The organism is Mesorhizobium sp. M2D.F.Ca.ET.226.01.1.1 (genome assembly GCF_004022705.2).
Classification (GTDB): domain Bacteria; phylum Pseudomonadota; class Alphaproteobacteria; order Rhizobiales; family Rhizobiaceae; genus Mesorhizobium.
On record NZ_RZOY02000003.1, the window covers coordinates 364,491 to 378,175 of the forward strand.

The 13,685-nt window shown below is 63.7% G+C and carries 12 protein-coding genes; 9 read left to right on the forward strand and 3 right to left on the reverse strand.

Going from position 1 to position 13,685, the window contains the following annotated elements:
* The first annotated feature begins 48 nt into the window (after positions 1-48).
* The 9 genes from EN869_RS09155 to EN869_RS09195 all read left to right on the forward strand — a co-directional run bounded on the left by EN869_RS09155 (position 49) and on the right by EN869_RS09195 (position 10,037).
* On the forward strand, positions 49-1,302 hold the full coding sequence (locus EN869_RS09155) for an ABC transporter substrate-binding protein (RefSeq protein WP_127225670.1): 1,254 nt from the start codon (positions 49-51) through the stop codon (positions 1,300-1,302).
* 129 nt (positions 1,303-1,431) lie between these two features.
* Positions 1,432-2,391, forward strand: coding sequence for a sugar ABC transporter permease (locus tag EN869_RS09160; protein ID WP_127225669.1), 960 nt, complete (start codon positions 1,432-1,434; stop codon positions 2,389-2,391).
* Complete coding sequence (locus tag EN869_RS09165) at positions 2,388-3,332, forward strand: carbohydrate ABC transporter permease (RefSeq protein ID WP_127225668.1); 945 nt, start codon at positions 2,388-2,390, stop codon at positions 3,330-3,332. Before EN869_RS09160 ends, EN869_RS09165 begins: the two co-directional genes overlap by 4 nt.
* A 21-nt stretch (positions 3,333-3,353) precedes the next feature.
* A complete protein-coding gene (locus EN869_RS09170) occupies positions 3,354-4,469 on the forward strand; it encodes an ABC transporter ATP-binding protein (RefSeq protein ID WP_127225667.1) in 1,116 nt (371 codons plus the stop codon).
* Positions 4,470-4,474: 5 nt separating this feature from the next.
* Complete coding sequence (locus tag EN869_RS09175; protein ID WP_127225666.1) at positions 4,475-5,974, forward strand: GMC family oxidoreductase; 1,500 nt, start codon at positions 4,475-4,477, stop codon at positions 5,972-5,974.
* Positions 5,971-6,732 (forward strand): 3-ketoacyl-ACP reductase, encoded by a 762-nt coding sequence (locus tag EN869_RS09180; RefSeq protein ID WP_127225665.1) that lies wholly within the window; start codon positions 5,971-5,973, stop codon positions 6,730-6,732. Before EN869_RS09175 ends, EN869_RS09180 begins: the two co-directional genes overlap by 4 nt.
* 6 nt (positions 6,733-6,738) lie before the next feature.
* Positions 6,739-8,367: a choline dehydrogenase gene (locus EN869_RS09185; RefSeq protein ID WP_127225664.1), complete on the forward strand. Its 1,629-nt coding sequence runs from the start codon at positions 6,739-6,741 to the stop codon at positions 8,365-8,367.
* 10 nt (positions 8,368-8,377) lie between these two features.
* Positions 8,378-8,695, forward strand: a complete 318-nt coding sequence (locus EN869_RS09190) for a Dabb family protein (RefSeq protein ID WP_127225663.1) — start codon at positions 8,378-8,380, stop codon at positions 8,693-8,695.
* Positions 8,696-8,789: 94 nt separating this feature from the next.
* A complete protein-coding gene (locus EN869_RS09195) occupies positions 8,790-10,037 on the forward strand; it encodes an MFS transporter (RefSeq protein ID WP_127225662.1) in 1,248 nt (415 codons plus the stop codon).
* Positions 10,038-10,115: 78 nt separating this feature from the next.
* On the opposite strand, the gene EN869_RS09200 is transcribed toward EN869_RS09195, so the two are convergent.
* From EN869_RS09200 to EN869_RS09210, 3 genes are all read right to left on the reverse strand, one after another.
* Complete coding sequence (locus EN869_RS09200) at positions 10,116-10,961, reverse strand: EamA family transporter (RefSeq protein WP_127225661.1); 846 nt, start codon at positions 10,959-10,961, stop codon at positions 10,116-10,118.
* Between the two features lie 7 nt (positions 10,962-10,968).
* Complete coding sequence (locus EN869_RS09205) at positions 10,969-11,874, reverse strand: endonuclease/exonuclease/phosphatase family protein (protein ID WP_127225660.1); 906 nt, start codon at positions 11,872-11,874, stop codon at positions 10,969-10,971.
* A 113-nt stretch (positions 11,875-11,987) separates the two neighbouring features.
* Positions 11,988-13,541, reverse strand: a complete 1,554-nt coding sequence (locus EN869_RS09210) for a sodium:proton antiporter (RefSeq protein ID WP_127225659.1) — start codon at positions 13,539-13,541, stop codon at positions 11,988-11,990.
* Positions 13,542-13,685: the final 144 nt, after the last annotated feature.

Genomic DNA, 13,685 nt, shown 5'->3' on the forward strand with positions numbered 1-13,685 from the left:
GCCGGCGGACACCCGCCGGTTAAGTGAATGCAACAAGGGAGGTAGTACATGTTGCGCAAACTGCTTATCGGAACGGCTCTTGCGACGAGCTTTGCGTTCTCGGCGCACGCCGCGGATGTCAAGGAAGTGCAGATGCTGCATTGGTGGACGTCGGGCGGCGAAGCTGCTGCTCTGAACGTGCTGAAGCAGGATCTGGCCAAGGAAGGCTATGCCTGGAAGGACGTGCCGGTGGCCGGCGGCGGCGGCGACGCCGCCATGACCGCGCTGAAGGCCATGGTCGCGGCCGGCAACTATCCGACCGCCTCGCAGATGCTCGGCTACACCGTGCTCGACTACGCAGCCGCCGGCGTCATGGGCGACCTGACCGAGACCGCCAAGAAGGAAGGCTGGGACAAGTCGGTTCCGGCGGCCCTGCAGAAGTTCTCGGTCTATGACGGCAAGTGGGTTGCCGCTCCGGTCAACGTCCACTCCGTCAACTGGCTGTGGATCAACAAGGCGGTGATGGACAAGATCGGCGGCACCGAGCCGAAGACCTTCGACGACTTCATCGCCCTGCTCGACAAGGCCAAGGCTGCCGGCGTCATCCCGCTCGCTCTGGGCGGCCAGAACTGGCAGGAAGCCACGATGTTCGACTCCGTCGTGCTGTCGACTGGCGGACCGGAATTCTACAAGAAGGCGATGAACGACCTCGATGAGGCCTCGCTGAAGTCCGATACGATGAAGAAGTCGTTCGACAACCTCGCCAAGCTCGTCACCTATGTCGACCCGAACTTCTCGGGCCGCGACTGGAACCTCGCCACCGCCATGGTCATCAAGGGCGACGCGCTGGTTCAGGTTATGGGCGACTGGGCCAAGGGTGAGTTCCATGCCGCCAACAAGACCCCGGGCACCGACTTCCTCTGCTACCGTTTCCCGGGCACCGACGGCTCAGTGGTCTACAACTCCGACATGTTCGGCATGTTCAACGTTCCGGAAGACCGCAAGGCCGCCCAGGTGGCGCTGGCCACCGCGACCCTGTCGAAGAGCTTCCAGTCGGCCTTCAACGTGGTGAAGGGCTCTGTCCCGGCCCGCACCGACGTGCCGGACACCGACTTCGATGCTTGCGGCAAGAAAGGCATCGCCGACCTGAAGAAGGCCAATGAAGGCGGCACGCTGTTCGGCTCGCTGGCTCAGGGCTATGGCGCCCCGCCGGCCGTCGCCAATGCCTACAAGGACGTCGTGTCGAAGTTCGTCCATGGTCAGATCAAGTCCTCCGACGAAGCCGTGACCGAGCTGGTTAAGGCGATCGACGACGCCAAGTAAGGCGTTTTGGCATAGATTGACTTCCCCCGCTTCGGCGGGGGAGGTCTCCTGTCGAGACAATATCCGGGATTGCTTCCTGGTGTGCAGCGCGCGCCGGCCAATTCCCGCTAACCGGTACTGGATGAGCCGATGAGCACAGTTGCCGAAACCCAGATCAAGCTGACCCCGGAGCATGATGCCCATCCCGGTGCGTCGGTCCGGTCACGCCTGCAGGACCTGTTGCCGAAGATCGTTCTGGCGCCGAGCTTCGCGGCGACGATCGTCTTCGTCTACGGATTCATCCTCTGGACGATCTACCTGTCCTTCACCAATTCAAAGACGTTCCCGTCCTATGACATTACCGGCGCCCGCGCCTATCAGCGGCTGTGGCGCTGGACCTTCGAGAGCGACCCGCCATCGAGCTGGTACACCTCGATCACCAACATGGGCATCTTCGGCTTCCTCTACATCCTGATCTGCCTGGCGCTCGGCCTGTTCCTGGCCATCCTGCTCGACCAGAAGATCCGCGGCGAAGGCGTGCTGCGGCCGATCTATCTCTACCCGATGGCGCTCTCCTTCATCGTCACCGGCGTTGCCTGGAAATGGTTCCTCGACCCCGGCCTCGGCCTCGAGCAGACGCTGCATCAGTGGGGCTGGACGAGCTTCCACTTCGACTGGATCAAGAACAAGGATTTCGTCATCTACACGGTGGTGATCGCCGGCGTGTGGCAGGCTTCGGGCTTCATCATGGCGATGTTCCTGGCCGGGTTGCGCGGCATCGACGGCGAGATCATGAAGGCGGCGCAGATCGACGGCGCCACCACCTTCCAGCTCTACCGCCGCATCGTCATTCCGCTGCTGCGGCCCGTGTTTCTGTCGGCCTTCATCGTGCTCGCGCATCTGGCCATCAAGTCCTATGACCTGGTGGTGGCGCTGACCAGCGGCGGCCCCGGCGGCTCGGCCTGGCTGCCTTCAAACTTCATGTATGAGTTCACCTTCAAGCGCAACGAGATGGCGGTCGGCTCGGCGAGCGCGGTGATCATGCTGATGACCATCACGGCCATCATTGTTCCGTATCTCTATTCCGAGCTCAGGGAGAAGTCGCGATGAGCGCCATCACTTCACCCGCCCGCCAGGCTTCGAGCGGCATGCACGCCAGAACGATAAACCGCGTCATCATCTATGGGCTGCTGGCCCTGTTCGCGATCTTCTACCTGATGCCGCTATTCGTCATGCTGGTCACCTCGTTCAAGACCATGGACGAGATCCAGAACGGCAACATGCTGTCGCTGCCGCATGCGCCGACTTTCGCACCATGGGTAAAGGCGTGGAGCGAAGTTTGCTCGGGCCTGACCTGCGTCGGCATGAAGGGCTATTTCTGGAACTCCATCAAGATGGTGGTGCCGGCGGTGCTGATCTCGACGCTGCTTGGCGCGCTGAATGGCTACGTGCTGACCAAATGGCGCTTCCGCGGCCACACGCTGGTCTTCGCGATGATGCTGTTTGCTTGTTTCATCCCGTTCCAGTCGGTGCTGTTGCCGATGGCGACCATTCTCGGCAGCCTCGGACGCTTCGGCGTCACCTTGCAGAACGCCACCGGCTTCAATTTTGGCCTTGGCAATTCGACCGTCAATCTCGTCTTCGTCCACGTGGTCTACGGCCTTGGCTTCACCACGCTGTTCTTCCGCAACTATTACGAAGCTTTCCCGACCGAGTTGATCAAGGCGGCACAAGTCGACGGCGCCTCCTTCTTTCAGATATTTCGGCGCATCATGCTGCCCAATTCGCTGCCGATCATCGTTGTGACGGTGATCTACCAGTTCACCAACATCTGGAACGACTTCCTGTTCGCTTCCGCCTATGCCGGCTCCGGCGACGTGATGCCGATGACGGTGGCGCTGAACAATGTCGTCAACACTTCGACCGGCGTCGTCGAATACAATGTCAACATGGCGGCGGCGATGATCGCCGCGCTCCCCACCCTGATCGTCTATGTCGTCGCCGGCCGCTATTTCGTGCGCGGGCTGATGGCTGGCGCGGTCAAGGGCTGATCCCATTCGGAAGGAACGACCATGGCTTTTCTGGAAATTGATGGGCTGAAGAAGCGCTTCGGGAATGTCGAGATCCTGAAGGGCATCAATGTCGAGCTCGAAAAGGGCGGCTTTCTGGTGCTGGTCGGTCCGTCCGGCTGCGGCAAGTCCACGTTGCTCAACACCATTGCCGGTCTGGAAAACATCACCGAGGGCCAGATCCGCGTCGAGGGCCGGGCCATCAACGACCTGCATCCTTCGAAGCGCGACATCGCCATGGTGTTCCAGAGCTACGCGCTCTACCCGAACATGACGGTGGCGGGAAACATCGCCTTCGGCATGGAGATGCGCGGCGTGCCGGCGGCCGAACGCCAAGCGGCGATCGACAAAGTGGCGAAGATCCTGCAGATCGGCCATCTCCTGCAGCGCAAGCCAAGCCAGCTTTCCGGCGGCCAGCGCCAGCGCGTCGCCATGGGCCGGGCGCTGGTGCGCGACCCGAAGCTCTTCCTGTTCGACGAGCCGCTTTCCAATCTCGACGCCAAGCTGCGCGTCGACATGCGCATCGAGATCAAGCGCCTGCATGCGACCACCGGCACGACGATCGTCTATGTCACCCATGACCAGATCGAGGCTATGACCCTGGCGACCAAGATCGCCGTCATGCGCGACGGCGAGGTGCAGCAATTCGGCACCCCGGCTGAGATCTACAACAACCCGACCAACATCTTCGTTGCCGACTTCATGGGCTCCCCGGCAATGAACCTGATCCCAGCCAAGATCGACGCCAATGGCAGTGGACTCTCTGTCGTGCTCGACCGCGAGGCGCGCCAGCCGATCGTGCTGCCGATGCCCGGCGCGCCAGCTGGTCTGTCGGCCTTCAAGGACAAGCAGGTCATCTTCGGCGTTCGCCCCGAAGCGCTGACCGATCCGGAAGGTGCCGAGCGTAACGGATCCGAGATCGCTACCGCCGACTGCCACATCGAAGTGGTTGAGCCGGCGGGCTCGGACACCTTCGCCGTCACCAATCTCGGCGGCAAGGGCGTGGTGGCACGGCTGAGGGCGGATGCCAGGATCCAGCCCGGCACCAGCACGCCTCTGGCCTTCAACCTGAGCAAGGCGGTGTTCTTCGATCCGGCGACCGAAAAGCGCATTCTCTAGCGGCCATGAACCCGGATATCGTCATCATCGGCTCCGGCATCGGCGGCGCCACGATCGCCTCCGGCTTGGCCGGCAGCGGCGCCTCGATCCTTATCCTGGAGCGCGGCGAACCGCTGCCGGCGACGCCGCATGCGCGCTCGACGCGCTCGATCTTCCTCGACGAGCATTATCGGCCGAAGGAGATGTGGCGCGAGGCCGGTGGCGTGGCCTTCAATCCAGGCAATTACTACTATGTCGGCGGCAATTCGAAATTCTTCGGCGCGGTGCTGATCCGCTACCGCAAGGAAGATTTCTCCGAGCTCGAACATTTCGGCGGCGTATCGCCGGCCTGGCCATTTTCCTATGACGAATTCGAACCTTGGTATTCGAAGGCCGAGCAGCTGTTTCGAGTGCGCGGCACGCTCGGCGAAGATCCGACCGAGCCGTTCCATTCGCTTCCTTACGCTTTCAAGCCGGTGCCCGACGAGCCGCCGATCGCGCGCGCCCGCGCCCAACTGAAGGGCCTCGGCCTGCACCCTGCCTCGCTGCCGCTTGGCGTAGACATCGAGACCTGGCTGAAGGAAGGCAAGACCGGCTGGGACGCCTTCCCCAACACAGGCCAGGGCAAGATAGACGCGCAGACCGGCCCGTTGACCGAAGCGCTGAAGGACCCGGATATCCGCCTCGAAACCGGCGCCCATGTCGATTGGCTGGAAACCGCTCCGGACGGCAGATCGATCACTGCCATCCACTACACGCAAGATGGCGCGCAAAAGACGCTGTCGCCGAAGCTTGTCATCCTGTCGGCCGGCGCGATCAACTCGGCCGCGATCCTGCTGCGTTCGCCTTCCGCGAAAGGCAAGGGCCTCGCCAACAGCTCCGACCAGGTCGGGCGCAATTTCATGAACCACAATTCGAGCGCCATGCTGGCGATCGATCCGCGCCGCCGCAACGATAGCGTCTACCAGAAAACGCTGATGCTCAACGACTACTATCTGTCGGACGGCAAGGGCGGCAAGCCGCTGGGCAATGTGCAACTGCTCGGCAAGATCGACGGCAACATGCTCAAGGCCAATGTGAAGACGATGCCGAAATTGGTGCTCGACTTCATGGCCGGCCACGCGGTCGACTGGTACCTGATGTGCGAGGACCTGCCAGATCCCGAAAGCCGCATCATGGTCGACGGCAAGGAGATCGTCATGCAGTGGCGCCGCTCCAACATGCAGTCGCTCGAAAGCCTCACCAAGGTGATGCGCGAGAACCTGCGCGCCTGCGGCTATCCGATTGTGCTCTCGCGCCCTTTCGACAAGCGCACGCCCTCGCATCAATGCGGCACCGTGAAGATGGGCAACGATCCCGCCACCTCGCCGCTCGATCCCTTCTGCCGCGCCTACGACCACCGGAACCTGTTTGTTGTCGATGGCGGCTTCCTGCCCACGTCCGCCGCGGTCAACCCGGCGCTGTCGATCGCAGCGCAGGCGCTGCGGGTTGCTGACTACCTTCGCAAGACGGAGCTTGCCGCATGACCCGCCCGGCAGCCATCGTCACCGGCGGCGCGCGCGGCATAGGGCTCGCCTGCGCCGAGGCGCTGGCCGATGCCGGCTTCGACATCCTCGTCGCCGATCTGGCCGGGAAGCCCGCCGACGGACTAGCTGAAAAGATCACCGGGCGCGGCGCGAAGTTTGCCTATGCCGCTTGCGATATCGCCGATCTTACATGCCATTCGAAATTGGTCGAAACAACCATGCGCGCCTTCGGCCGCATCGATTGCCTGGTCAACAATGCCGGCATCGGCGCCGTCGTGCGCGGCGACCTGCTGGAGCTGAAGCCCGAGAATTTCGACCGCGCGCTGGATACCAATTTGCGCGGCACGGTGTTTCTCAGCCAGGCCGTCGCCAAGGCCATGCTGGCAACGCCCGCGGGGTCGGCCAGGTCGATCATCACCATCACCTCCGTCAGCGCCGCGATGGCCTCGCCGGAGCGCGCCGACTACTGCATCTCCAAGGCCGGCCTTTCAATGTGGGTGAAGAACCTGGCGCTGCGGCTGGCGGCCGAAAACATCGGCGTGTTCGAGGTGCGTCCGGGCATCATCCGCACCGATATGACCGCGAGCGTTTCCGCCAAATACAACGCGCTGATCGATGGCGGCCTGGTGCCGGCCAAACGCTGGGGCGAGGCCGGCGACATCAGCGCCGTCGTTGCAGTGCTGGCCTCCGGCAAATTCGGCTTTTCGACCGGATCGGTCATCGATGTCGACGGCGCGCTCTCGGTGCCACGCTTGTGAGGAACAATGGCTGACTACATCATTGTTGGCGCCGGTCCGGCCGGCTGCGTTCTCGCCAACCGGCTGAGCGAGGATCCGGGCAATTCCGTCCTGCTGCTCGAAGCCGGCGGCAAGGACTGGCATCCGCTGATCCACATGCCGGCGGGCTTCGCCAAGATGACCAAGGGCATCGCCTCCTGGGGCTGGTCGACCGTGCCGCAGAAACACATGAAGGACCGCGTCTTCTGGTACACGCAGGCCAAGGTCGTTGGCGGCGGCTCGTCGATCAATGCGCAGATCTACACGCGCGGCAACGCCCGCGACTACGACGCGTGGGAAAAGGAAGAGGGCCTGGCCGGCTGGGGCTATCGCGACGTGCTGCCCTATTTCAAGCGCGCCGAGAACAACCAGCGCTTCGCCAACGATTTCCATGGCGACCAGGGTCCGCTGGGCGTCTCCAACCCGATCTCGCCGCTGCCGATCTGCGAGGCCTATTTCCGCGCCGGCCAGGAAATGGGCATCCCCTTCAACGCGGATTTCAATGGTGCGAACCAGGAGGGCGTCGGCTATTACCAGCTGACCCAAAAGAACGCACGACGCTCATCCGCGTCGGTCGCCTATCTGAAGCCGATACGCGACCGCAAGAACCTGACGGTCAGGACAGATGTGCTGGTCACCCGCGTCGTCGTCGAGAAAGGCCGCGCCATCGGCGTCGAGGTGGTCGACAAACCGGGCGGCGAAAAGACGATCCTGCGCGCTGAACGCGAAGTCATCGTCTCCTCCGGCGCCATCGGCTCGCCCAAGCTCTTGATGCAATCGGGTATTGGTCCGGCCGATCATCTGAAATCGCTCGGCGTCACGCCTGTCCATGACCTGCCCGGCGTCGGCTCCAACATGCAGGACCATCTCGATCTGTTCGTCATCGCCGAATGCACCGGCGACTATACCTACGACAACTACGCCAAGCTGCACCGCACCATGTGGGCCGGGCTGCAATATCTGCTGTTCAAGAATGGACCCGTCGCCTCAAGCCTCTTCGAGACCGGCGGCTTCTGGTACGCCGACCCGACCGCCGCCTCGCCCGACATCCAGTTCCATCTCGGCCTCGGCTCCGGCATCGAGGCCGGCGTCGAGAAGCTGAAGAACCCGGGCGTTACGCTGAATTCGGCCTTCCTGCGTCCGCGTTCGCGTGGCACGGTGCGGCTGAAGAGCGCCGACCCGGCCGACCATCCGCTGATCGATCCGAACTATTGGTCCGACCCCTATGATCGCGACATGTCGATCAAGGGACTCAGGCTGGCGCGCGAGATCATGCGCCAGAAGGCGCTGCAACCTTATGTGCTGCGCGAAGTGCTGCCCGGCCCGAGCCTGCAAAGCGACGACGACCTCATCGACTATGCTTGCCGCACCTCCAAGACCGATCACCACCCTGTCGGCACCTGCCGCATGGGTCATGACGCGATGGCGGTGGTGACGCCCGATCTCAAGCTGCGCGGCATCGAGGGTTTGCGCGTCTGCGACGCCTCGGTGATGCCGCGCGTGCCCTCCTCCAACACCAACGCGCCGACCATCATGGTCGGTGAAAAAGGGGCCGACCTCATCCTCGGCCGCGAGCCACTGCCGCCGGCGGTGTTCAAGGGCAACCAGGCGGCATGAGGCATCAAAGATGATTCGGCATTGCGTCTTCGTCCGCTTTCGCGACGACGTTCCTGAAACCGAGCACGCGGCCATCCATGCCGATCTCGAAGCGCTGCGCGCCGTCATCGACGGCATGGGCAAGGTGGAGTTCAGCGCCAATGTCAGCCCGGAGCCGTTCGCGCGCGACTTCGGCCACGGCTTCACCATCGATTTCCGCGATGCCGCCGCCCACGACGCCTATCTCGTGCACGAGGCGCATCAGCGCGCCGGTGCCCGTCTGGTCGCTGCGCTCAAGGGCGGCACCGACGGGCTGATGGTCATCGATCTGGAGGTGACGCAAATGTGACCGCCCGCCGGCTTAAAACCGGCAGCTGCCCCGTTCTCTTTTGCCCGCAGCGGAACATATCGCTCCTTTTGGGGAATGCAAAAGGAGCACCGCCTTGAACCTCACCAGCGAGCAGAAGAAAACCGTAGTCGCATCCTTTCTGGGCTGGACGCTCGACGCCTTCGATTTCTTTCTTCTAACCTTCCTGCTCACCGATATTGCCGCTGAATTCCAGACTGATGTCCCGGCGGTCTCCAAGGCACTGTTCTTGACCTTGGCCACGCGCTTCATCGGCGCGTTCTTCTTCGGCATGCTTGCCGACAAATACGGCCGCAAGCCGATCCTGATGCTGAACATCGTCAGCTATTCGGTGATCGGTGCCTTGGCTGCCTTCTCGCCCAATCTCGGTATCTTCCTGGCGCTGCGTGCGCTGTTCGGCATTGCCATGGGCGGCGAATGGGGCCTTGGCAGCTCGCTTGCCATGGAATCCATTCCCCCAAGCGCCCGCGGCACGGTCTCCGGCATCCTCCAATGCGGCTATCCGGCCGGCTATCTGCTCGCCGCCGTCGTCTACGGACTGCTCTACGGCCAGAAGATCGGCGACTTCACTGTCGGCTGGCGCGCAATGTTCTTGCTTAGCTTCGCACCGGCGCTGATCGTGCTTTTCATCCGCTCGCACGTGCCGGAATCGCCCGCTTTCGTCGAGGCCCGCCAGCACGTGAAGCCGGGACTGCTCGAAACGCTGCAGAAGCACTGGGGCATCGCGCTCTATGCCGTGGTGCTGATGATGTTCTTCAACTTCTTCAGCCATGGCACGCAGGACCTCTATCCGACCTTCCTGAAGAAGCAGCACGGTTTCGACCCGCATACGGTGAGCTGGATCACCATCGTCGCCAATATCGGCGCCATCGTCGGCGGCCTGGCCTTCGGTGCCTTATCGGAGAAGATCGGCCGCATCAACGCAATCACGCTGGCCTGCCTGATCGCACTGCCGGCGCTCCCGCTTTGGGCCTTTTCGACCACTCCCTTCATGCTGGCGGCTGGCGCCTTCGTCATGCAGGTCGCCGTGCAGGGCGCCTGGGGCGTCATCCCGGTACATCTCAACGAGCTCTCGCCTGGCGCCGTGCGCGCGACGCTGCCCGGCTTCATCTACCAGGCCGGCAATCTGGCCGCTTCCTATGGCGGGCCTTACCAAGCCGGCATCGCCGAGGCGCCCGGCAGCAGCTATGGCTACGCGCTGGCGCTCTTTGCCGGCGTGGTCGCCGTCTGCATCATCGTCGCCATCCGCTTCAGCCCGGAGAAGCGCGGCCAGGTGATGACCGTGTTGGATCGCGAAGTCGGCGCAATTCCAGAAAAAGTGTGAGCGGTTTTCCGTCCGGAATTGCGCCAAGACAAAAAAGACATAGAGCGGTTTGCCGTTTCCGTGAAACGGCAGACCGCTCTATCCGAGCCTGAGTGCGACGACGCCGGCGACAATGCTGAGCGCGGCAGCACCGCGCCAGCCCGTCATCTTCTCGCCCAGCGCGAAGACCGAGATCATCATGGCGAAAAGGATCGAGGTCTCGCGCAGCGACGCGACCGAGGCGATTGGCGCCTTGGTCATTGCCCACATCACGATCCAGTAGGCCGCGCCGCTGAGCACGCCGGTGAACACCCCGGCCTTCCAGTCGCGCGCCAGCACGGGCAGCGATTGCGGTCCGCGAAAGGCAAGGCAAAGCACCAGCGCCCCGGCCGCATCGCAGACGAACAGCCAGGCCGCATAGCTTTGCGCGGTTGCCGCCAGCCGCGCGCCGCTGCCGTCGGAGAGCGTGTAGCTGGCGATGAAGATCGAGGTGCCGAGCGCGAAACCGACCGCCCGCAGATTGAAGCGTTCGAGATGGACGCCGCCGCGAAACGACATCACCAGCGTGCCCGCCGACAAAAGCACGATGCCGAGGATGGCGAGCGGTGCAGGAACCTCGCCGACCACGACCATGCCGCCAAGCGCCGAAAGCAGCGGCGCGGTGCCGCGCGCCAGCGGATAGGTCTGGGCGAAATCGCCGGCCTTGTAGGCGCCGATCAGGAATGTCCGGTAGCCCATGTGGAAGAAAACCGAGGCGAGGATGAATGGCCAGACCTCGGCCTTCGGCACTTCGACGAAGGGCAGCACCACGAGAGCCGCAAATCCCATGCCGAGCGTCATCAGCGTGATCGACAGGAAGCGATCGAGATGCACCTTGACCAACGCGTTCCAGATCGCATGCATGGCGGCCGCGGCAAGCACGGCGAGGAAGACGAAAATCGTCATGCCCGGTTCATCCGCCAGAAAGACCCGGCGTTTCCAGGTCGATGTCGATCCTGAGCGGGAAATGGTCGGAGGCCACTTCGCCGATATCGGCGCCGACCGAGCGCACGCGATCGGCCAGCATGCCGCCGACGAAACAATGGTCGAGCCGGCGCTTGGCGAGCCTGCCGTCGATGATCTTTTCGTGCGTGTGGAAGTCGGCCACGGGCTCGGCGGCGACGGCCGCGGCATCGACGAAACCGTCGCTATAGGCAGCGCCCCGATGGTACGGCGTGCTCCCGACGATGCGCCGGTACTCGGCACAACCCGGCTCCATGTTGAAATCGCCCAGCCAAATCGCCGCCAGCGGGTTTTCCGGTTCCGGCTGGCCGTTCGACCAGTTGCGCTGCGGCTCATCGTCGGCGCCGCTCCAGGGGCCGCCGTCGGACGGCGCATGGCGATGCTCGGCAAGCAGATAGTCGATCTGCTCCAGCCGCTCCTCGGCCGCGATATGGGCAAGATGCAGCGAAAGCACCCGCACCGGTCCCGCCGGCGTGCGGATCATGCATTCCAGCGCCGCGTTGCGGGTGTTGAGTGGCCTCACCGTCCGCCGCAGCGGCAGCGTGTGCAGGCGTGACCAGACGATCGGCAGCTTCGACAGCACCATCGTGCCGAACTGGCGCCGGCGGTTGACGACGCGGCCGTCGCGCGTCTCGCTGGCGTCCATGTCGAAGGCCGGGCCGTAGGCCCAGTAATAGTCGGGCAGCAGGCTGGACAGTTTCTCGGGCTGGTCGTCTTCATTGCTGCGCAGCCAATGCCGCTCGACTTCCTGCAGCGCGATGATGTCGGCGCCGTCCACCAGCCTGGCGGCGCGGGCGAGATCGTAGCGCCCGTCGCTGCCGTAGCCATACTGGATGTTGTAGCTGATCAGCTTCATTGATTAACCGGCTCACTTCTGATGACCGCAGTAGCGCCCAGCCCGCTGCGTTGCAATGGACCGCGGGGGCAAGTGGAATAGTCCACAATGGAAACCGACGGACCCAGCACCCTCTAATAGGTCGTCAGCGGCTGGAATGTCCCGGCTGGCGCGGCTGCCAGTTCCGCCCAGTCGATCTCTTCTTCCAGCCGATGATAGGCCTCGTCGCCGATCGTACCGTTGCTGCGCAACTCCTCGAGCGTGTCGCGCTGCCGCTTGATGGCGTAGAGGCGAAGCCGGTCGTATTCGGTCGCGGCTTGGGCGTGCTCCGGATCCTCGGCGATCCGCCGTTGCGCCTCGTATTGCTCGCGCACCACAGCTGCCGCGGCCGATGTCTTGCGGCTGAGCACGTCGAGCGCGGCCTCCATGACGGCGACGCGCGCCAGCGCCACCTCACGGTCGACGGTCGTATCGCGCGGAAAGTTGAGCCGGCGCAAAAGCGGCTTCAGCGTCATGCCCTGCAACACCAGCGTGCCGAGCACGACGGCGAAAGCAGCAAGCACGATCGGATCGCGGCCAGGGAAGCCGACAGGCAAGGCGACGGCGGCGACCAGCGTCACCAGCCCGCGCATACCGCACCAACCGACCAGCACGGCGCCGCGAAACGTCGGCGCGTCCAGCGGTTGGTCGCCGATGTCGACGCGAGCGAACCAGCGGATGACCGCCACGTAACCGGCCACCCAGACGAGGCGCGCCACGATGACCACGGCAAGTACCGTCGCGGCGAAGAGAAAGGCCTCGCCTTGCCCGTCTCCGGAAAGCCGGCCGATGATCGACCGCGCCTGCAGGCCCATCAGCACGAAAGCCAGCACGTTGAGCACGAAAACCGCCGACTCCCAGACCGAGTAGGTGCTGACCCGACGTCTGGGCGACATCCGGCGTGGTCCACCGCGCGCGAGGGTGATGGCATAGACGACGATGGTGATGATGGCCGAAAGGCCGAGCTTGTCGGCGATGATCCAGACGGCGAAAGTTCCGGCGAACTGCACCACTGTGCTGCTTGCCGCATCCTCGATGCGCGAGAAGGTGATCAGCGACAAGCGCCCGAACACATAGCCGGCGAAAACGCTGCCGATCGTCGCCAGCAAGATGACCGGAACCGCCTCTCGCCAAACGAGCGAACCGATAGCGGCCGCGACCGAGATCCGGTAGATCAGCAGCGCCGTGGCGTCGTTGAGCAGGCTCTCGCCCTGCAAGATGGCGGTGATGCGGTGCGGCACCTTGAACTGGTTAAGCACCGCGCTTGCCGCAACCGCATCCGGCGGCGCGACGATGGCGCCGAGCGCGATTGCCGCCGCGATCGGCAGGCCGCCCATCGTCCAGCCGACAAAAGCAACCACCACCGCCGTGAAGACGACAGCGCCGAGCGCCAGCAGGATCAGCGACAGCCGGTAGCGCTGGAGATCGCGCAGCGAGGTGTCGAAGGCGGCATCGAGGAGCACCGGAGCGATGAACAGCGCAAGCGCCAGTTCCGGGTCGATCTCGATCGTCGGCGCCCCCGGCACGAAGGCGATGCCGACACCAGCAAGCGCCAGCAGCGATGGATAGGGTATCTCCAACCGCCGCGACAGCGCCGTCAGCGCGACGGCGATCAGAAGCAGGACAAGGGTCAGTTCGAACAGGGCCATGGCTTATCGTAGCGGCGAAGCACGGCGCTTGGCAGTACCCTGAGACAAGGATGCTGTTGATTTATCCAGCGCGTCGATATTGCCCGGCTATGCGCGCATTGCGTTGGCCTGATGAGCTTCAGTCCAGTTGGTGAGGCTGTGCCG

Coding starts and splice junctions, on each gene's coding strand:
- EN869_RS09190 (WP_127225663.1), top strand. CDS start 8,378: ATGATTCGGCATTGCGTCTTCGTCCGCTTTCGCGACGACGTTCCTGAA.
- EN869_RS09165 (WP_127225668.1), top strand. CDS start 2,388: ATGAGCGCCATCACTTCACCCGCCCGCCAGGCTTCGAGCGGCATGCAC.
- EN869_RS09205 (WP_127225660.1), bottom strand. CDS start 11,874: ATGAAGCTGATCAGCTACAACATCCAGTATGGCTACGGCAGCGACGGG.
- EN869_RS09180 (WP_127225665.1), top strand. CDS start 5,971: ATGACCCGCCCGGCAGCCATCGTCACCGGCGGCGCGCGCGGCATAGGG.
- EN869_RS09200 (WP_127225661.1), bottom strand. CDS start 10,961: ATGACGATTTTCGTCTTCCTCGCCGTGCTTGCCGCGGCCGCCATGCAT.
- EN869_RS09160 (WP_127225669.1), top strand. CDS start 1,432: ATGAGCACAGTTGCCGAAACCCAGATCAAGCTGACCCCGGAGCATGAT.
- EN869_RS09170 (WP_127225667.1), top strand. CDS start 3,354: ATGGCTTTTCTGGAAATTGATGGGCTGAAGAAGCGCTTCGGGAATGTC.
- EN869_RS09185 (WP_127225664.1), top strand. CDS start 6,739: ATGGCTGACTACATCATTGTTGGCGCCGGTCCGGCCGGCTGCGTTCTC.
- EN869_RS09175 (WP_127225666.1), top strand. CDS start 4,475: ATGAACCCGGATATCGTCATCATCGGCTCCGGCATCGGCGGCGCCACG.
- EN869_RS09210 (WP_127225659.1), bottom strand. CDS start 13,541: ATGGCCCTGTTCGAACTGACCCTTGTCCTGCTTCTGATCGCCGTCGCG.
- EN869_RS09155 (WP_127225670.1), top strand. CDS start 49: ATGTTGCGCAAACTGCTTATCGGAACGGCTCTTGCGACGAGCTTTGCG.